The 17,930-nt window shown below is 44.5% G+C and carries 19 protein-coding genes; 12 read left to right on the top strand and 7 right to left on the bottom strand.

Annotation, left to right across the window (positions count from 1 at the left end):
* Positions 1 to 9 precede the first annotated feature (9 nt).
* Positions 10 to 1,338, bottom strand: coding sequence for a serine hydrolase domain-containing protein (locus tag FO440_RS06340; RefSeq protein WP_246104182.1), 1,329 nt, complete (start codon positions 1,336 to 1,338; stop codon positions 10 to 12).
* A 138-nt stretch (positions 1,339 to 1,476) separates the two neighbouring features.
* Between FO440_RS06340 and FO440_RS06335 the strand changes: the two genes are divergently transcribed.
* The 10 genes from FO440_RS06335 (at position 1,477) to FO440_RS06290 (ending at position 10,002) form a co-directional block, all read left to right on the top strand.
* Positions 1,477 to 2,475 carry a tetratricopeptide repeat protein gene (locus FO440_RS06335; RefSeq protein ID WP_144247369.1) on the top strand — a complete coding sequence of 333 codons (999 nt, stop codon included), beginning with the start codon at positions 1,477 to 1,479 and terminating at the stop codon, positions 2,473 to 2,475.
* Positions 2,465 to 3,511 carry a tetratricopeptide repeat protein gene (locus FO440_RS06330; RefSeq protein WP_144247368.1) on the top strand — a complete coding sequence of 349 codons (1,047 nt, stop codon included), beginning with the start codon at positions 2,465 to 2,467 and terminating at the stop codon, positions 3,509 to 3,511. The genes FO440_RS06335 and FO440_RS06330 overlap by 11 nt, the downstream gene beginning before the upstream one ends.
* 16 nt (positions 3,512 to 3,527) lie before the next feature.
* Positions 3,528 to 4,544, top strand: coding sequence for a tetratricopeptide repeat protein (locus FO440_RS06325; RefSeq protein ID WP_144247367.1), 1,017 nt, complete (start codon positions 3,528 to 3,530; stop codon positions 4,542 to 4,544).
* Positions 4,545 to 4,547: 3 nt separating this feature from the next.
* Positions 4,548 to 5,429, top strand: coding sequence for a tetratricopeptide repeat protein (locus FO440_RS06320; RefSeq protein ID WP_144247366.1), 882 nt, complete (start codon positions 4,548 to 4,550; stop codon positions 5,427 to 5,429).
* 11 nt (positions 5,430 to 5,440) lie between these two features.
* Entirely contained in the window at positions 5,441 to 5,956 is a 516-nt protein-coding gene (locus FO440_RS06315; protein ID WP_144247365.1) for an SMI1/KNR4 family protein, read from the top strand.
* Positions 5,957 to 6,037: 81 nt separating this feature from the next.
* Complete coding sequence (locus tag FO440_RS06310; RefSeq protein WP_144247364.1) at positions 6,038 to 6,346, top strand: GNAT family N-acetyltransferase; 309 nt, start codon at positions 6,038 to 6,040, stop codon at positions 6,344 to 6,346.
* Between the two features lie 328 nt (positions 6,347 to 6,674).
* Positions 6,675 to 8,072, top strand: a complete 1,398-nt coding sequence (fumC, locus tag FO440_RS06305; protein WP_144247363.1) for a class II fumarate hydratase — start codon at positions 6,675 to 6,677, stop codon at positions 8,070 to 8,072.
* A gap of 104 nt (positions 8,073 to 8,176) precedes the next feature.
* Positions 8,177 to 8,686, top strand: a complete 510-nt coding sequence (locus FO440_RS06300) for a fumarate hydratase (protein WP_144247362.1) — start codon at positions 8,177 to 8,179, stop codon at positions 8,684 to 8,686.
* A 2-nt stretch (positions 8,687 to 8,688) separates the two neighbouring features.
* Complete coding sequence (locus FO440_RS06295) at positions 8,689 to 9,480, top strand: S1/P1 nuclease (RefSeq protein ID WP_144247361.1); 792 nt, start codon at positions 8,689 to 8,691, stop codon at positions 9,478 to 9,480.
* 87 nt (positions 9,481 to 9,567) lie between these two features.
* Positions 9,568 to 10,002, top strand: a complete 435-nt coding sequence (locus FO440_RS06290; protein WP_144247360.1) for a low molecular weight protein-tyrosine-phosphatase — start codon at positions 9,568 to 9,570, stop codon at positions 10,000 to 10,002.
* A gap of 84 nt (positions 10,003 to 10,086) precedes the next feature.
* Here the strand turns inward: FO440_RS06290 and FO440_RS06285 are convergent, their stop codons facing one another.
* Positions 10,087 to 12,300: a transferrin receptor-like dimerization domain-containing protein gene (locus FO440_RS06285; protein WP_144247359.1), complete on the bottom strand. Its 2,214-nt coding sequence runs from the start codon at positions 12,298 to 12,300 to the stop codon at positions 10,087 to 10,089.
* Between the two features lie 211 nt (positions 12,301 to 12,511).
* Here FO440_RS06285 and FO440_RS06280 point away from each other — a divergent pair, with 211 nt between their 5' ends.
* The gene (locus FO440_RS06280; protein WP_144247358.1) at positions 12,512 to 13,390 is read left to right on the top strand and encodes an N-acetylmuramoyl-L-alanine amidase; all 879 of its coding nucleotides are present in this window, start codon (positions 12,512 to 12,514) and stop codon (positions 13,388 to 13,390) included.
* 66 nt (positions 13,391 to 13,456) lie between these two features.
* Here FO440_RS06280 and FO440_RS06275 read toward each other — a convergent pair whose 3' ends face one another.
* Positions 13,457 to 15,121, bottom strand: coding sequence for a glutamine--tRNA ligase/YqeY domain fusion protein (locus FO440_RS06275; protein ID WP_144247357.1), 1,665 nt, complete (start codon positions 15,119 to 15,121; stop codon positions 13,457 to 13,459).
* 119 nt (positions 15,122 to 15,240) lie between these two features.
* A complete protein-coding gene (locus FO440_RS06270; protein ID WP_144247356.1) occupies positions 15,241 to 16,116 on the bottom strand; it encodes an NAD(P)H-binding protein in 876 nt (291 codons plus the stop codon).
* 87 nt (positions 16,117 to 16,203) lie between these two features.
* Between FO440_RS06270 and FO440_RS06265 the strand changes: the two genes are divergently transcribed.
* Positions 16,204 to 16,596: a winged helix-turn-helix transcriptional regulator gene (locus tag FO440_RS06265; protein ID WP_144247355.1), complete on the top strand. Its 393-nt coding sequence runs from the start codon at positions 16,204 to 16,206 to the stop codon at positions 16,594 to 16,596.
* A gap of 143 nt (positions 16,597 to 16,739) precedes the next feature.
* Here FO440_RS06265 and FO440_RS06260 read toward each other — a convergent pair whose 3' ends face one another.
* The 3 genes from FO440_RS06260 to FO440_RS06250 all read right to left on the bottom strand — a co-directional run bounded on the left by FO440_RS06260 (position 16,740) and on the right by FO440_RS06250 (position 17,721).
* On the bottom strand, positions 16,740 to 16,943 hold the full coding sequence (locus tag FO440_RS06260; protein ID WP_144247354.1) for a hypothetical protein: 204 nt from the start codon (positions 16,941 to 16,943) through the stop codon (positions 16,740 to 16,742).
* A gap of 48 nt (positions 16,944 to 16,991) precedes the next feature.
* A complete protein-coding gene (locus FO440_RS06255) occupies positions 16,992 to 17,189 on the bottom strand; it encodes a hypothetical protein (protein WP_144247353.1) in 198 nt (65 codons plus the stop codon).
* A gap of 103 nt (positions 17,190 to 17,292) precedes the next feature.
* Positions 17,293 to 17,721: an HYR domain-containing protein gene (locus tag FO440_RS06250; protein WP_144247352.1), complete on the bottom strand. Its 429-nt coding sequence runs from the start codon at positions 17,719 to 17,721 to the stop codon at positions 17,293 to 17,295.
* Positions 17,722 to 17,930: the final 209 nt, after the last annotated feature.

The following is a 17,930-nucleotide window of genomic DNA, read 5'->3' as shown; positions in this document are numbered from 1 at the left end:
ATTTACTGCTTAGTGTTTATGCGCTTTGTGCTTTTTAACAGTGGTATGTTTTGCTGCCGGTTTTTTCTTCTGTTTTTTAGCGGGCTGCTTTTTTTTCTCTATAGTGGGTGCCTTCACCTGTTCATCATCTTCCCCGCCGTCGCGGCCATAGGCACCTGCGCGTATTACAGGCATGCCGGTCATTTTAAACAGGTCATCAAGGTGCAAAAGACTACCATTGGTCATATTATCCAGCAATATAATTACAACGTCTTCCTTCATATCGCGCAGAAAATTGTGGCGGAAGCCATGCCACCAGCCGGTGTGGTAAACCACTTTTTCGTTAGGTGCCTCAAACAAATGCCAGCCATAGCCATAACCAAAATGGCCGTTTTTCAATGGAACGCGGTTAGTATAAGCCGAATCCTGGGTTGACTGTTTAATAAGTTTTCCGGCACGCAACGCACGGTCGAACAAGAAAAGATCGCCCACAGTACTGTAAATACCTTTATCGCCAACGGGCCCGTCCAGGTAGTTTTGCGCTACCGAGTACCGCCAGCTGTTACGATCATGCCCTAATACCTTGGTAGGGATCTTATCGTAAGTAGCCTTAGAGTATACATTGGTATGCTTCATGCCTGCCGGCAGAAAAACGTTCTGCATCATATAATCAGCATACTGCATGTGCGCCGCCTTTTCTATGATAGAGCCAAGAACCATGAAGTTGGAGTTGTTGTAGTGATAGCCTTTGTCGGGCAAGTTATAGCGCACAGGTTTGTACTGGGCCAGCAGGTCCATCATTTGTTGATTGGTAACTCCTTTTTTCTGATCGCGGTGTTCTTTGCGGAAAACATCATCAATAGCATATACATAGTTGGGCAACCCGGAGCGGTGTGTAAGCAACATACGTATTGTTACGCCGTGGTATGGAAAATTAGGAAAATACTGCTGTACAGAGTCACTTAGCTTCAGCTTGCCGCGTTCCATTAACTGCAAAATTGCGGTGGAGGTCATGGTTTTGCTGATAGATGCCAGTTCAAATTGAGAGCTGAGTGTCAGGCTGTCCTGGTGCGGGTAGTTAGCCCAGCCAAAGGCATTTTGGTAAACTATCTTTCCTTTTTTTGCCACCAGTACATTACCGTTAAATCCGGCCACCTTGTGCAGGTGCTGCATAAAAGCATCTATCTGTTTATCGGCGTTTTTGGGGTTGTAAGCTAACAAAGCTTTTGTGTCCAGGGGTTTGCCGGGATCGGGTGTGCCATTGGCCGAATTGCTATTGTCTCCTGATTTTGATGAGCACGATGCCATCACAAGCAGGGCGGTGGCAAAAGCAAACAAGCTTTGTTTCAATAATTTCATATATAATAATACTATCGCAATAAACGACTGCGAAAATTGTAAATTATAACCCGCGTTTAAATTAAAGTTTTAAACATTTTTCTTGTTTTAGTTAATAACCTTACTAAATTTAAATGTATAAACCTTACCGCATAAAATATGAAAAATTACTACAGATCACTCTTAACTTTAATACTGCTTTTTGGTGCCGTAACCCTGTTTGGGCAAGAGCGGCCGGCCACTCATACCGATTCATTAATGCAGGCGGGCATGGCGCTTTATGATGCAGGCAAATACACAGAGGCCATGGGTAAATATGAAGAAGTATTAAAAATTTACCCCGAATCACGAACCGCGCTTTATGAGAAAGCGCTTACACTTAGCGCCATGGGTAAAAATGATGATGCTATAGTTATTTTTGAAAAGCTTGTTTCTATTCTGCACTCGGCCGAGGCTTATGCCGGACTCGGTAATGCTTACGATATGAAGGGCGATTCTCAAAAAGCTATTGAATATTACAAGCAGGGAATAGCACATTGGCCAAAAGATCGTAACCTGTGGTTTAATTTATGTGTATGCTATGCGCGCCAACAAAATTATGTTCAATCTGAGCTGGCGGCCACTGAGGCAATAAAGGCCGATCCTAAACATTTAAGAAGTTACCAGAATTATGCAGTAGCTGCTTACCACCAGGGCAGAAATGCTGAGGCCTTGTTAGGGTTGTCTAACTTTTTAATGTTTGGATCAAATAGCTATTCTTTAGCAAGCTGCCAGATAATTAAAGACATATTGCATGCCACCCCGGCAGGCAACGTTGATCCGATTGCTAAAATGCAACAGCAAACCATTGCCCAGGCTGTGGCTGCGTCTACATCAGGTAAAACAAATCTTACGGCAATAGATTCGTTAACCCTGCAGCTTACCGCTTCTTACAAAGCCATAAAAGCGCAGGAAGATCAGTACGGTTCGCCATTTTTCTCTAAATATTTTGGCAGTTACTTTGGTGATATTGCCGCTTCGAATTATATGGATGTATACACCCGCTTTATTGGTGTAAGTTTAGCACCCCAGGAAAATTTAGCCTGGCTGAAAGCACACCCGGATGATATTAAAGCTTTTAATACCTGGTTAAGTACCGAAAAACGAGATGTTCAATAATCCTATGCGGGCAAAGAAAATTATTATCGGTGTCGCATTATTATTTTGTGCGATATCGGCTTTTGCACAGGAAAAAAAAGTAAGTCCTGATACCCTGATGAAGCAGGGCACAACATTGCATAACCAGGGAAAATATGCTGAAGCCATTGAAAAATATGCCGAGGTATTAAAAGCCGATCCTGAAAATGGCTTTGCTAATTATGAAACAGCGTTTTCATTATGTGCCTTAAAAAAACAGCAAGATGCTATGCCCTTTGTGGAGAAGGCTATAAAATCAGATAACGACAATTTAAAAGTTGCAGCCTTATGTTTGTTAGCAAGTATTTATGATGCCGATCATCAAACGGTAAAAGCTGTTGATACATATGAAAAAGGGATAAAAATAAATCCAAATTATCCGCAGATCTATTTCAATTTAAGCCTTACCTATTTGCGAAATAACCAATATGACCTGGCTGAAAAAAATAGTATTGAAGCCATAAAGCATAATCCAAAACATGTGGGTAGTTTGTCTGTTTATGCATTGGCAACGTATCGGCAAAACAAAAAAGTTAATGCGCTAATGGCTTTTTGCAGTGTGATAGCACTTAACAGCACTTCATCTGCCGGGGCATCTGCATTTAGCAATATCCAGAATATATTTAACGGAGGCACTATTAACCAGGACGGAAAAACGACTATCGCTATTTCGCCGGATGACACCCAAGAAACGTCTACTTTAAATATAGGGCTGTCAATGATTACAATAGCGGCTAAAACGAAAAATTTGCAGGGTGCCGATCTGCTAACTGATGAATTAACAACCCTGTTTAAGTTAGCCGGTGAGCTGGCAGAAAAGAAAACGGAAAAGACTTTTTTTGATAATTTTTTTGTGGATTATTATTATAAGTTAGCACAAACAGAATATATGCCGGCATTTGCACGCTTGATGGCCATTAATACGGACCGGGAAGGAACGGCCAAATGGGGCAAAGAAAACATGACACAACTAACCGGTATGGCTAACTGGCTGGCTAACACACCACGATCATTTTAAAGACCGACTATAAACCATGCAAAAAGTTTACAGATCAATAATTGTATGCCTGCTGCTGGTAATGCCTGCGATAACTTTTGCACAAGACAAAAAAGCCGACGCCGATGCCCTGATTAAACAAGGCACCGCACTGCACGACGCGCAGAAATATGACGAGGCTATAGCTAAATATAACGAAGCTTTAAAGATTGCCCCTGGTAATCTGAATGCGCTGTATGAGAAAGGATTTACGCTTTATGCATCAGGCAAGGCCGATCAAGCGATACCTTTACTTGAAAAAGTTGCCAATAGCAATACATCGCCGCACGCGTTTGCCGTGTTAGGGAATATTTATGACGACCGCGGTGATTTTGACCGGGCAATAAGCTGCTACACCAAAGGCATAGCGGCGTTCCCTAAAGATGGTAACCTTTGGTATAACCTGGGGGTTTCATACATGCGGCAAAACAAAAACTCGCAGGCTGAGGATGCCGCTATCGAGTCGATCAAGATCAATCAGAAACATTTAAACAGTTACCGGTTATATGTTTTGGCAACTTACAGCCAGGGCAAGCATGAGTGTTCTTTACTGGCATGGTGCAATTATTTAATGCTTGTGCCGCAGCCCAAACAATCGGCAGAGGCATGTAACTACATTAAAAATATTTTGCATTATAGCATAAATGATGGTAACATCGTTATTAAAGGGACGGACGAGCAAAGCAGGGTACAACAAATGGACATCGCGGCGGCGGTGAGCGCTATCGATCCGTTACTGACAAGCACCAAACCGGTTGACTCATTGGGGACGCAACTGGCATCGGTATTCAGGATAGTAAATGTGAAGAAGGAGAAGTTTAACTCGCCTTTCTTTACCAAATATTTTTGTGATTTTTTTGGGGCGATGGAAAAGACAAAATACATGGATGTTTTTACGCACTACATTACCGTAAGCATGGCCCCTGCCGAAAACCTGGCCTGGCTTAAAGCCCGCCCAGATGAAATTAAAGGCTTTAACGAATGGCTGGCATCAACTAAAAGAGTGACAGATTAACAAATGAAGATAAACAGGCTTTTTATAACCCTAATACTATTCATGCTGGTAACGGCCCCTGTTATGGCGCAGGACAGTACCGACGACCCGGCGACAAATTACAAAACCGCGCTCGACTTGGTAAATGCCGGCAAAGGCAGTGACGGGATACCCTACCTGGAGAAAGTACTTAAAACGCAATCAAATTATACCAACCCGGCTTATAGTTTGCTGGGCAGTATTTATGATAAAAGCAACCAGCCTGAAAAAGCCATTGCTGTTTATAAGGATGGTTTGAAAGCCTATCCGCAGGATCAAAACCTGTATTTTAATTTAGGTATAGCCAGTTTCCGTAACAAGCAATATGCCGAGGCTGAGGCCGCGGCTATTGAGGCCATAAAGCTTGACCCTAAACATGCCAACAGCCAGCGTTTGTATGGCCTGGTATGTTTTCACCAAAATAAACGGATGAATGCGCTGCTTGCCTTTTGCAGCTTTTTATTGCTCGAGCCCAATAACGCCCGTGCTGACGAAGCCACAACCAATATGCAAAGTATACTAAAAGGTGGCGTTTTAAAAGCCGACGGCCCGGTTAAAACTCCGCCTGCCGATGCCAAAGAAACTGCCGCGCTAAACAACATCATTGCCACCACAATTGCCGCCGGGCAGGCTAAAAAATTAAACGGCAACTCGCTGCTGGAGTTTCAGCTGAAAAGCATATTTACCCAGGCCGGGCAGCTATCCGCCAAAAAAGCCGACAAAACTTTTTTTGATAAATTTTATGCCGGTTTCTTTTACCAGCTGGCACAAAGCGGCAACGTGCCTGCATTTGTAAAAGTAATTACTACAAAGACAGAAGATGCAGGGTTGAGTGATTGGGTTAAGGGGGTGGGGAGAGGGTTATAGATTATAAAGTTATGACGGACATAATCAATGATTGTGAAATTGTAATAGCTGAATTGAAGAAGTTCAACGATGATATGCTTTATCTCGGCCCGGCAATAATGGATGACCGGTTAGAGGATCTGGAAAAGCAAATCGGGTTCACTCTCCCTTCTGATTTTAAATATATATTTAAAAAGCATAATGGGTTTAGTTTAGATGGAACAGAAGTTTACGGCTTAGACAAGAGTTTAAGAGAGTCGTCTATCGATAACGTCTATACTTCTGAACATTCTTCTTTGATGGCAACTTGGATGCCCACAAACTTTCTTCCTTTTTCGCCTGACGGATTTGGAAATCATTATTGCCTGGTATTATCTAAAGTAGAAAATAACAGTTATCAGATTGCATTTTGGCAGCATGATGTTAGTTATGAAAGTAGTGATGATATTGAAATATGTAATGATAGTTTTATCGACTGGATTAATGAGGTTATGATTGACTGGACGCTTGAAGATTATAATTATGACGGAACGGGAAAGATTAAGTAGCGCAGGGTCTTTTCCGAGAAAGTTTACCTTGTAAGGATTATCCTTCTGCCCCGACTATAACGTAATTAAAAAGCGTTATAAATGAATCATAATATCATTATCGAAAAAATAGCATCGGCAGAGCAGATAAAACAATGCGCAGAATTTTACCCCGCAGCATATAGTGGCGAGCCTTGGAACGATAACTGGACCATCGAAACAGCTACCGCGTTATTAACCTGCTATTATAGCACCCCTAAATTTATGGGTTGGATCGCCCTGCGGGATAATGTTGTAATAGGATGTGCAATCGGAAATATTGAACCCTATTATAGCGGCGACATTTTTATACTGAAGGAAATATTTGTAGCAGTTGACGCACAAAATTCGGGCGCGGGGAGCAGTTTGTGAGCAGCCGTAAAACAAGGCACGGAAGAAGCCGGTATTAAAATGACCATCTTGTTTACACGCAAACCAATTGTCGGCTTTTATGAAAGAGTGGGTTTTAAAGAAATGGATGGGGTGGTGGCAATGGTATATTCTTGACTGAAAGTTCCTCGTCCCCGCAGGGTCTTCCAACGGAGACCCTGCGCTGCAAGATTAATAATAATGCAGGATACTAACTGAGAGATCCTGCTAAGACGAAAGACAGAGTTACGCCCGTAACTTTTTGAATATTATTTTACATCCCACCTGTTTTACGCCTACCTTTGCGGCTGCAAATTATACCACTATTATAATGAGTTTCAGAACCGAACATGATACCATGGGCGAGGTACAGGTACCTGCCGATAAATACTGGGGCGCGCAGACAGAAAGATCGCGCAATAACTTTAAAATTGGTCCCGAGGCCTCTATGCCTAAGGAGATCATTGCCGCTTTTGCTTACCTGAAAAAAGCTGCCGCGTTTACCAATACCGACCTTGGTGTTCTGCCTGCCGACAAACGCGACCAGATAGCCGCAGTTTGCGATGAGATTTTAGCCGGCCAGCTGGCCGGTGAATTTCCGTTGGTGATCTGGCAAACCGGCTCGGGCACCCAATCAAACATGAACGTTAACGAGGTTGTTGCCAACCGTGCACACGTATTGGCCGGCAATAAACTGGGCGAGGGTAAAACCTTTATCCACCCTAATGATGATGTAAATAAATCGCAATCATCAAATGATACTTACCCTACCGCTATGCACATCGCCGCTTATAAAATGGTGATCGATGTAACCATACCGGGTATTGAAAAACTGCGCGATACTTTGGCAGCAAAATCAGAAGCCTTTAAATCGGTAGTAAAGATTGGTCGTACCCACCTGATGGACGCTACGCCGCTTACATTAGGCCAGGAGTTTTCGGGCTATGTATCACAACTGAACCATGGCCTAAAAGCGCTGCGTAACACGTTGGACCACCTGTCAGAGCTGGCTTTGGGTGGCACCGCTGTTGGTACTGGTATTAACACACCGAAAGGCTACGATGTTAAAGTTGCCGAATACATAGCACAATTTACCGGACTGCCTTTTATTACTGCCGAAAACAAATTTGAGGCCCTTGCCGCTCACGACGCTATTGTTGAGAGCCACGGCGCTTTAAAACAGATAGCCGTATCATTAATGAAGATAGCTAATGATATCCGCATGCTGGCTTCAGGCCCGCGCTCGGGTATCGGCGAGATCCATATACCGGATAACGAACCAGGATCATCCATCATGCCGGGCAAGGTTAACCCAACCCAAAACGAGGCGGTTACCATGGTTGCCGCGCAGGTAATGGGTAATGACGTTACCATATCGGTAGGCGGATCAAACGGCCACTATGAACTAAACGTGTTTAAACCGGTTATGGCGGCTAACTTCCTGCAATCTGCACGCCTTATCGGCGATGCCTGCGTATCGTTTAACGACCATTGCGCGGTGGGTATCGAGCCTAACTATGCCGGTATTAAAAAGCACCTTGAAAACTCGCTGATGCTGGTTACCGCGCTTAACCCGCATATTGGTTATGAGGCTGCCGCCAAGATCGCTAAAACAGCGCTTAAAGAAGGTTCGTCATTACGTGAAGCAGCTATTGGCCTGGGCTACCTAACCAACGAACAGTTTGACCAATGGGTTAGGCCTGAGGATATGATAGGCAGTTTGAAATAGTAAACAACTTTTGTCATCCTGAGCATAGCGAAGGATCTGTAAACCATGCAATCGCCGCTTGGCAGATTCTTCGCTATGCTCAGAATGACAAGCATATTTTATAAATGCTTAAATATTTTAGTTTCCTGCTTTTAGCTTTAACCTTTCTGCTTTCAGCTTTAAGCGCCTGTTCCTTCAACCCCAGCCTTCAAGGCAAGGGCGAAAGCTACTTACAAGGCGAGTGGAAGCAGGACAGCATCGCCAAGCAAAAGCAATTGCTTACTTATTCGCTTTATAACTTTAAATTTAATTGCGACTCGGTATTTATCCAGATCAACACTTTCAGCAAGGTAAACTCGGGCATGGATAGCTGCATGAACGCGGGGCATTGGTCAGAATATATTCGCGGCACTTATTTGCAGGTTAATGATACGTTGCATATAAAAGGCAATTTTTGCAATGCTGACTACAGCCTGAAAAAACAAGCGGGCTGTTTCCGCTCAGGCCCTTATGAAGCAGCTTTTAAATCGATCAAAAAAAATGATTCGCTTATTCAATTTTTAAGCACATCAAGCGTTATACCTGTTAATTTACGTTTAATTAAAAAGATCACCTGTACTCCAAAACCGCTATAAAAATGAAACTTAACTTTTTAAAAAAATTAGCTTTAGGCGTGGCAATATTGTACGCCCCAATGCAAACCATGGCATGGGGAACTAACGGCCACCGCATTTCGGGCCAGATTGCCGAAGATCATTTAACATCAAAAGCAAAGGCTGCCGTAAGGGCCATTTTGGGCGAGTCGGTTGCTATGGCCAGCAACTGGGCAGATTTCATCAAATCTGACCCTAAATACAACTACCTGTACAACTGGCATTTTGTTGATTTCGACAGGAAAATGGCATACCCTGAAATGGTAGAGTTTTTAGAGCACGACAAAAGCGCTAATGCATATACCGAGTTGAAAGAACTTATAGCCGATATCCAAAAGAAAGACGTAAGCAAAGAAAACAAGCTTTTATACCTGCGGATGATCATCCACATTACCGAGGATATCCACCAGCCAATGCATACCGCCCATGCCAGTGATAAAGGTGGTAATGATTTTAAAGTTAACTGGTTTAGCAAACCAACCAATCTGCATTCTATCTGGGATACCGAACTGATCAATTTCCAGGAGTTAAGCTACACCGAGTACGCGGCGGCGATTGACAAACCGACGAAAGAAGAGATCAAAGAATGGCAGGCAGACCCGTTAAGCAAATGGATCTTTGAATCGAACCAACTGGCAGAAGCATTTTATAACGAAATTAAACCGGGCGACACTTTAGGATACCAATACAATTTTTCGCACCTGGAGATCCTTAATCAACGCTTGCTTAAAGGCGGCATCAGGCTGGCCGGAATTTTAAACGGAATTTTTGGATAATAATTAAGGTAAAAGGCGAAAGGTAAAAGGTCAAGGGTATTCCGCAGACAAACCTTACACCTTTTGCCTTTAACCTTTTACCGCACTATGAAGATACTAATGGTTTGCCTGGGTAATATCTGCCGTTCGCCGCTGGCGGAGGGGATCATGCAGCATCTGGCTGATAAGGAAGGGTTAGATTGGGAGATTGACTCGGCAGGCACAGGCGACTGGCATATTGGCGAAGGCCCCGACAGGCGTTCTGTACGCACCGCGCGCGAGCATGGTATAGATATCAGCAAGCAGGTTTGTCGACTTTTCAGGCGAAGTGATTTTGACGATTTTGACCAGATCCTGGTGATGGACAAAAGCAACCTGAGCAATGTACTGGCTATGGCACCCAATGCCGAAGCCGCTAAAAAAGTGAGCCTGCTACTGGTAGATAAAATTGTACCCGACCCATACCATGACGATACCCAGTTTGAGCCCGTTTTTAAAATGATTGAAGAAGGGTGCAAGGCGTTTATAGCAAAGCATAAATAGTTGTCATTCTGAGCATAGCGAAGAATCTGTAAACTGTGCAATCGCCGCTTGGCAGATTCTTCGCTATGCTCAGAATGACAAATTTTACATGGCAGCCTTATCTAAGTAACTTGCCAACGCATTAATCGCGGCAGCAACTGCTGTAATTTGTTGTTGGGCTTCGGTCCAGTTACGTTGTTCTATCGCTTCGCGGATGCCGGGCATGGTTTTTACGCCATAGCCTGTATAAAAGCCGGGCGCATAAATGGTATGCTTATACCATGGGCGTCGCGGCAAGCCTGCCGGCGATAGCAATTGCTGCTCGGCCTTATAAATAGTTTCGTTTAATATTTTATGGTCGATGTTTGATGCAGCATCGGTACTTGCAGCCAACTTATCGGCACCGGCTTTTAATGCTTCAAGCGACGCGGTCAGCGCCGAAAAATCAATGACCGGCACTTCTGCCTTTACCTGTGGCGCTGTTTGTTTTTTTGTCGGATCAGCAGCCAATGCATATGTGTTGTTTTTTATCAACTCGTTTTGCATGGCTGTGGTTTCACGCATGCTGCTGGCTAATTCTGCCAACTCCCTGCTATAGCCATTTAAGGTAGCATACAGGTTTCTAAAATCAAACGGAAGCACATTCGCGTTAGCCATCCGCAGCACGGTATGCCCCACAGTTTTGGCTAATACAGCGCCATAAACAGATCCCGGATCTTTAAAACGTTCATGATCGGTAAACGAATCAAAAATAGAATGGTATTCGCCGCCACCGCCTTCACCGCCATAACCAATATCAAGCGTCGGCACACCAAGGTGCTGTAAAAAAGGTGAAAAGTCCGACCCGGAACCCAGCGCCTCTATCGGGTCTGTTTTACGGTTCATGATCTCTCTTTTACTTTTTACTGATCCCGCATTTACAAGCTCGTCCGCTTTTTTGCGCTGGCCTACGGTTACGTTGGTTTCGGGGTCGATCACACTTTCGGATACCTCACCCATAAAACTCTCTAACGCGTGCGATCCGCCCGAATGGTAAAACCCGCGCGAAATATCATCCGAATTGATATATACCACCGCCTTTTGTTGTAGTTCTTTATCGTGATCCTCGGCATATTCGGTAGACCCCAAAAGACCCGGCTCTTCACCATCCCAGGCACAATAAACAATACTGCGTTTTGGTTTCCAGCCGGTTTTGAGCAGGTCGCCCAGGGCCTTAGCCTCGTCCAGCATAGCTGATTGACCGCTCAGCGGATCATCGGCCCCATTTACCCATGCGTCATGATGATTACCGCGCATTACCCATTCATCCGGATATGTTGAACCTTTAATCTTGGCGATCACATCGTACGCGGTAACCAGGTCCCAGTTAAATTCGAGTTTTAAATGCACGATTGCGGCACCCGGCCCAACATGGTAAGTAAAGGGTAAAGCGCCGCGCCAGCTTTCAGGGGCGACAGGGCCCTGCAAGGCTTCAAGCAGTGGTTTAGCATCCTGGTAGCTAATGGGAAGCACAGGTATTTTTAATATGGTCGCGGCATCTTTACGGTCTAAACGTTTGGCATTTTCAGTAGCGCCTACGCCGGGTGTCAGCGGGTCGCCGGGGTAAATTACCATGTCCATTACAGAACCGCGCTGTACACCGGTTTCATTTTTATAAGCGCCTTTAGGATAAACCTCCCCGGCAAAGTAACCATCTTCCTTTGGGTCCGAATAAATAATGCAGCCTATAGCCCCATGCTCGTAGGCAACTTTAGGTTTAATGCCGCGCCATGATTTGCCGTATTTGGCAATAACAATTTTGCCTTTTACGTCGATCCCCATACTGGCCAGCGTTTCATAATCGTCAGGCAAACCATAGTTGACAAAAACCAGTTGCCCGGTTACATCGCCGTCGGCGCCCCAGGCATTGTAGGTTGGTAGCTGGCCTTCCTGGCCTGATGTAGGGTCATCGGCTATAGCGCTTTCTTTTAATATGGCTGTATATTTCGTCGGCCCGGTCATTTCTAACACCCTTGTTTTGGGTGTGGGGAATAAAACTTTATAGGTCTGTAAATGCGCGTCAAAGCCATAGTCTTTAAATTTCTTCAGGATCTTTTCTGCAACCACCTTGCCGCCGGGCGAGCCCAAATGGTGCGGGTAAGCCGACAGGTCTTTCAATGTTTCGTTGATACGGGGGGCACTTATTGCCTGGTCAAATTGCTGTTCGGTTTGCAGTTGCTTGGCAGACGATACCGGTGTAAAGCCCATCAACGGTTTTTGTTGCGCATTTGCAGCAACAGCAATCAAACCCATTATACCCAGCGCAAAAAGTTTTTTCATACACGGCAACATTTTAATATGGCTATTAAATTAGGTAAATTATAGCGGAAAGGCAAATCAGGGTAGGCAGCGGGTCATAACAAAACATCGCCAATGCAAACAATAATAAATGTCACACTGTTTAAATTACCACCATTGGCCGCAAATAAATAATGGTTTGCTTTTATTTATAGTTTATAGCAATATTGCTTTAATAATTTAATTTAGCCGAATGGTTAACTACAGGATTTATTCTTTCATTTATTTGTTATCGATTGTAGTTATCGCTACATCCTGTTCGCCAAAGGTTAACCATGCAAAGCCTGATGCGCCCAAAGTTGTTGTTAAAGGCCCGCACTTTACTACCGACAGCATTTATACTACCAAAACAGATTCTTTATTAAGTATAGTAAAGCAGCAACAGCCCGTGGTTTTAATGGACAGCACAGGGCTGATAGCTACGCCATCCGAATGGATCGGGTCTGTTAATTTTGGCATCCGCAAGGCTAATTATGTCATCATACATTTTACCGCGCAGGATTCTGTACAGCAAACCATCAAAACCTTCACCATAAAAAGTACCGAAACCAGCGCGCACTATGTAATTGCTAAAGATGGCAAGGTGTACCACATGGTAAATGATTACTTGCGGTCAAACCACGCAGGTTTGGGTAAATGGGGCAGCGTTACCGATATGAACAGCATATCCCTGGGGATAGAGATCGACAACAATGGCGCATCGCCGTTTACCGACGCGCAGGTAAAAAGCCTGCTGCAGCTGCTTGCGCAGCTTAAAAAAGCCTACAATATCCCGGCGACAAACTTTATTGGTCACCAGGATTTTGCACCGAAACGCAAGCCTGATCCGGGTCCGCTATTCCCCTGGAAGACACTGGCCGATAAAGGCTTTGGCTACTGGAGCGATGATGCCCTAGAAATAGCCCCCGAAAACTTTGATTATAAAACGGCCCTGCGCCTCATCGGCTATGATACATCCGACTTAAACGCGGCCATCATAGCCTTTAAACGCCATTTCGTACAGGATGACAGCACCTCGCAACTAAGCCAGTTGGATCTGAATGTGCTATATAATGTTTATCAGAAGTATTGAGTTGGCAGTCGCCAGTTTGCAGTTTGCAGCAGGTAGTATATTCTGCCAACTGCAAACTAAAAACTGCTAACTCTTCTTAACGGCCCACCCATCCTTCAGCGTCACCGTCCTGTTAAATACCAATTTATCAGCGGTTGATAATTTGTCAAGGGTAAAGTACCCTTTGCGGATAAACTGATAGCCTTTGCCTTGTTCGGCGTTGGCCAGATCGGGCTCAATGTATACATTAGGTAAAATGTGCAAGCTTTCAGGGTTAAGATATTCCTTAAAGTCGCCCTCTTCGCTTGATGGGTCTTCAACCTTAAATAAGCGATCGTATAAACGTACCTCGGCGGTTTTGGCGTGCGGTACACTTACCCAGTGGATGGTGCCCTTAACATTAATGCCGCTGGTATCATGGCCCGATTTTGATTCGGGGATATAAGTACAATAGATCTCGGTTACATTGCCGTCGGCATCCTTTTTAAAGTCCTCGCATTTTACAATGTAGGCATTCTTTAAACGTACCATCAGGCCAACACCCAGGCGGAAAAACTTTTTAGGCGGCTCTTCCATAAAGTCCTCACGCTCTATCCACAGCTCATTGCTGAACGGGATATCCCTGCCGCCATCGCCGCCTTCAACCTCTGGGTTGTTTTCGCCGTGAAGCGTTTCTGTTTGTCCTTCGGGATAGTTGGTAATGATCAGTTTTATAGGGTCCAGCACAGCCATACGGCGCCACGCGGTTTTGTTCAGGTCCTCGCGGATACAGAACTCCAGCAAACTAAAGTCGATCATGTTCTCGCGCTTGGCTACGCCAATGCGGTCGCAAAACTCGCGGATAGAAGCGGCGGTATAACCCCGGCGGCGCAAACCGCTGATGGTTGACATCCGCGGATCGTCCCAGCCTTCAACATGGTTTTCGGCCACCAGCTGCATCAGCTTGCGCTTGCTCATTACCGTGTAGGTCATGTTTAAACGGGCAAACTCATATTGTTTTGACGGGAAGATCTCCAGTTCCTCAATAAACAGATCGTACAATGGCCTGTGCGACACAAACTCCAGCGTACAAATAGAATGCGTGATCTCTTCAATAGCGTCTGACTGCCCATGCGCGAAATCATACATCGGGTAAATGCACCAGGCATCGCCGGTACGGTGATGGTGGGCATGCTTGATGCGGTACATCAGCGGATCGCGCAGTAACATATTTGGCGATGCCAGGTCGATCTTTGCACGCAGTACTTTATCCCCGTCCTGGTATTTGCCGGCTTTCATATCGGCAAACAGTTGCAGGTTTTCTTCAACGCTGCGGCTGCGGTATTGGTTGGGTGTGCCGGGTTCGGTAGGTGTGCCTTTTTGGGCAGCTATCTCTTCGGCAGTGCTGTCGTCAACATAGGCTAAGCCTTTTTTGATCAGCGTTACCGCAAGGTCATACAGTTTATCAAAATAATCAGAAGCGTAAAGCTCTTCGGCCCAGTCAAAGCCCAGCCATTTTACATCTTCCTTAATGCTGTCAACGTATTCTGTTTCCTCTTTGGTTGGGTTGGTATCGTCAAAACGCAGGTTGGTTTTGCCGTTGTATTTTTTTGCCAGCCCAAAATTAAGGCAAATGGATTTGGCGTGGCCGATGTGCAGGTAACCATTAGGCTCGGGCGGGAAACGGGTTAACACCCTGCCGCCGTGCTTGCCTTCGGCTATATCCTCTTCAACAATCTCTTCAATAAAATTTAATGATCTCTCTTCGCTCATGGTCGGCAAAAATAAGATTTTTAAGCGAAATTACCCCTCTATATCTCCCCAAAGGGGAGACTTTTATTTAGATGGAAAGGGTATAAAGCCCTCCCCATTGGGGAGGGCTGGGAGGGGTGTTAAAACGCCTTTGCAAATTCCTTGGCGAAATCTTCCAGCTTTATCTTGCTTAAAGCAGGTTTGTGTTTGTAATAATCTTCAAACATTTTGCCGGTGCGTACAGATACGCCCATTTCGGTGTAGTTGGTGGCTACCTCTTCAGGAAGGCCCGCGCCTATGGCACCTGCAAGGTTGTCAGCATCGCTAAACTCGATCCATGGCAGTTCTGGCTTACCAATAGCTGCACCCAGGGCTTTGGCAACTTCTCCCGAGGTTTTCTCGTCGCTAGCTACATAGCGCACGCTTTTACCGGTAAAAGCGCTTTGTAATTCTTCGGCTGCCGCTGCCGCGATATCTGTAGGGTGTACCAGGATCATTTGGGTATCTGCTCCCCAATTGCTTCCGATAATGCCGGCATGTTTGATCATATCCACGTTAGCATAAAAATTGGTGTAGAAGAAACCCGGGCGCAGGTGTTTTATCGCAACGCCATCCAGTTTATTGTAAATTTCTTCGACACGGTGAATGCCGGTTACCGGGCCGGTGCCATCTTCCAGGTGAGCGCCAATACTGCTCAGGTGCACCACTTTGGTGATACCATTTGCGGTTATCGCGTCGGCATAATTCTGACCGATACCGGCTATCCAGTTTTTCCATTCGGTAGCGCTAAAGTTTGGCGGCACCATGGCGTAAACCGCGTCTGCACCTTTAAAAGCCTCGGTTAAAAAGTTAACATCTTCTACCGAACCAACGGCCGGGGTTGCGCCAAGGGCTTTGATCTCGTCGGCACGGTTTGCATTGCTGGTAATGATGGTTACGGTGTGTCCTGCTTTAATTAAAGTTTCGGCCAATGGCTTGCTGATATTGCCTATTGACCCTGTAAGTGTGATTTTCATGATTTTTATTTTTTGTTTTTGTTGGGACAAATGTATATTTGTACTTACTTTTATACAAGTACTTACCCAAAAGTAAGTGTAGATATTATGACAGCAGTAAAAGAAAGTTCAACGCAAAACCACAATAAAACGGCTAACCAGTTGCAATGCCCGGTTACCTATGTAATGAATAAATTGGGCGGGCATTGGAAACCTATTATACTTTACCAATTGCTTAACGGCTCAAAACGTTACAGCGAATTGCGCCGGGCCATCCCACCTATTACTGAAAAAATGCTGATCCAGCACCTTAAACAAATGGAAGCCGATAACCTGATCATCCGCCATGCGGAACCTGTTGTGCCGCCATTTGTAACTTACAGATTAAGCGAGGCGGGCGAGGAACTGAAGACGGTATTGGCTGCTATGGTCGATTGGGCAGAGAAGGATTACCAGCGGACCGGGGCAAGTTTTGAAATGGTGGACGAGTGTCTTAATTGAGATATTTAATACTAGCCGGTTAAAGCGTCTGCGCTTTAACTCGTGACAAAAAGAGCGTCTACGCTATCTATAATTGTGTAAGCGTGGACGCTTACAAGGTTGCATTGTTAAAGCGTAGACGCTTTAACATGCTGAGCATATGCTTAAACCTGCCTTGTCTGCCTGCTTTTTAAAATCAAAACAACTATTAAAGCCAGTAATGGCGAGCCAAAAATTGCTACAACCAAAGTACCCCAAAATCCAAGGGCGGTAGTTTTACCCATTTTGATCACCCATATGATGAATAGTAGATATATGGCGAAACAAGAAATTGCCAGTATGGAGAATGTCGATGAATGTAGTACCATAAAGTTATAAGGCTAATTGATCTGTTTTGAAATTCGGTTTTTTTAAGATCAAGACCTTCGCCTGGTTTTTAAGATCAATATAATGATCAACGCCAATAATGGCGAGCCGAAAATTGCAATTAACAAGGTGCCGAAATAACCAAGGGCGGTATCTTTACCCAGCCGGGCTACCCAGATAATAAGGATGATATCAAGTACGATCAATAAAACTTCCAGGATACCAAAATCAAAAAAGGCTAAGGTCATATAATTTAAGGTTTATTGAAGATACGGTAATTTTTACATTTTGTAAAATATACGCCGGTTAAAGCGTCCACATTTTAACCGGCGTATAGGATGGAGGCTGCTATTATTCAAACGTGTCTGCCACTACCATTATCTTTTTCCCAGGCTGTTCCTCTGCCTCAAAAACAAGCGTGATTTTACCTGCTACGCCAGTGATAGTTATGGTGCAATGCTGGGTATTTCCGCTGTTGTCTTCCAGCTTAGCTTTAACTACTGTTTTACCGTCTTTAAAAGCTGTCGGCCATTCGCATGTTTTTGAGGTGATAGCCCCTGAAATTGTATGGTCGTCATCCCCCGGAACAATAGTTACCTGCGATTTTGAAATGGTAATAGTGGCATTCTCGTCTTTGGAGCTTTCAATATTGCCCTTTGCGTCAAGATGATTTGTCTTTGACGATTTTAAAACTACGGTCTTATCGCATTGGCCGTAGCTCAATTGGCTGCATGCTGCCAGCAGCAATACAAGCGTAATTTTGATAAATTTTGATTTCATGATTTTAAATTTTTTATAAAGCTATGATTTAATATAGTATTATGCAATGCAAAGTACTATATATTTTTGAAAAACATAAGTCTTAATGCGACGACGTTTACCAATCGCTTTATTAAGCCATTTCCGCGCATGGCTTGCCTTGCTCTTGGCCGCAAAGGCCCATTACTTTTTTCCTTGATGAAAAAAGTAACAAAAAAATCAAGTCAGCA

The sequence above is a fragment of the Mucilaginibacter corticis genome, from assembly GCF_007558865.1.
Lineage (GTDB): Bacteria > Bacteroidota > Bacteroidia > Sphingobacteriales > Sphingobacteriaceae > Mucilaginibacter > Mucilaginibacter corticis.
The sequence above is the reverse complement of the archived record's forward strand: the minus strand, read 5'-3'. Positions and strand labels throughout refer to the sequence as shown.

Coding starts and splice junctions, on each gene's coding strand:
- FO440_RS06340 (WP_246104182.1), bottom strand. CDS start 1,338: ATGAAATTATTGAAACAAAGCTTGTTTGCTTTTGCCACCGCCCTGCTT.
- FO440_RS06335 (WP_144247369.1), top strand. CDS start 1,477: ATGAAAAATTACTACAGATCACTCTTAACTTTAATACTGCTTTTTGGT.
- FO440_RS06330 (WP_144247368.1), top strand. CDS start 2,465: ATGTTCAATAATCCTATGCGGGCAAAGAAAATTATTATCGGTGTCGCA.
- FO440_RS06325 (WP_144247367.1), top strand. CDS start 3,528: ATGCAAAAAGTTTACAGATCAATAATTGTATGCCTGCTGCTGGTAATG.
- FO440_RS06320 (WP_144247366.1), top strand. CDS start 4,548: ATGAAGATAAACAGGCTTTTTATAACCCTAATACTATTCATGCTGGTA.
- FO440_RS06315 (WP_144247365.1), top strand. CDS start 5,441: ATGACGGACATAATCAATGATTGTGAAATTGTAATAGCTGAATTGAAG.
- FO440_RS06310 (WP_144247364.1), top strand. CDS start 6,038: ATGAATCATAATATCATTATCGAAAAAATAGCATCGGCAGAGCAGATA.
- fumC (WP_144247363.1), top strand. CDS start 6,675: ATGAGTTTCAGAACCGAACATGATACCATGGGCGAGGTACAGGTACCT.
- FO440_RS06300 (WP_144247362.1), top strand. CDS start 8,177: ATGCTTAAATATTTTAGTTTCCTGCTTTTAGCTTTAACCTTTCTGCTT.
- FO440_RS06295 (WP_144247361.1), top strand. CDS start 8,689: ATGAAACTTAACTTTTTAAAAAAATTAGCTTTAGGCGTGGCAATATTG.
- FO440_RS06290 (WP_144247360.1), top strand. CDS start 9,568: ATGAAGATACTAATGGTTTGCCTGGGTAATATCTGCCGTTCGCCGCTG.
- FO440_RS06285 (WP_144247359.1), bottom strand. CDS start 12,300: ATGAAAAAACTTTTTGCGCTGGGTATAATGGGTTTGATTGCTGTTGCT.
- FO440_RS06280 (WP_144247358.1), top strand. CDS start 12,512: ATGGTTAACTACAGGATTTATTCTTTCATTTATTTGTTATCGATTGTA.
- FO440_RS06275 (WP_144247357.1), bottom strand. CDS start 15,121: ATGAGCGAAGAGAGATCATTAAATTTTATTGAAGAGATTGTTGAAGAG.
- FO440_RS06270 (WP_144247356.1), bottom strand. CDS start 16,116: ATGAAAATCACACTTACAGGGTCAATAGGCAATATCAGCAAGCCATTG.
- FO440_RS06265 (WP_144247355.1), top strand. CDS start 16,204: ATGACAGCAGTAAAAGAAAGTTCAACGCAAAACCACAATAAAACGGCT.
- FO440_RS06260 (WP_144247354.1), bottom strand. CDS start 16,943: ATGGTACTACATTCATCGACATTCTCCATACTGGCAATTTCTTGTTTC.
- FO440_RS06255 (WP_144247353.1), bottom strand. CDS start 17,189: ATGACCTTAGCCTTTTTTGATTTTGGTATCCTGGAAGTTTTATTGATC.
- FO440_RS06250 (WP_144247352.1), bottom strand. CDS start 17,721: ATGAAATCAAAATTTATCAAAATTACGCTTGTATTGCTGCTGGCAGCA.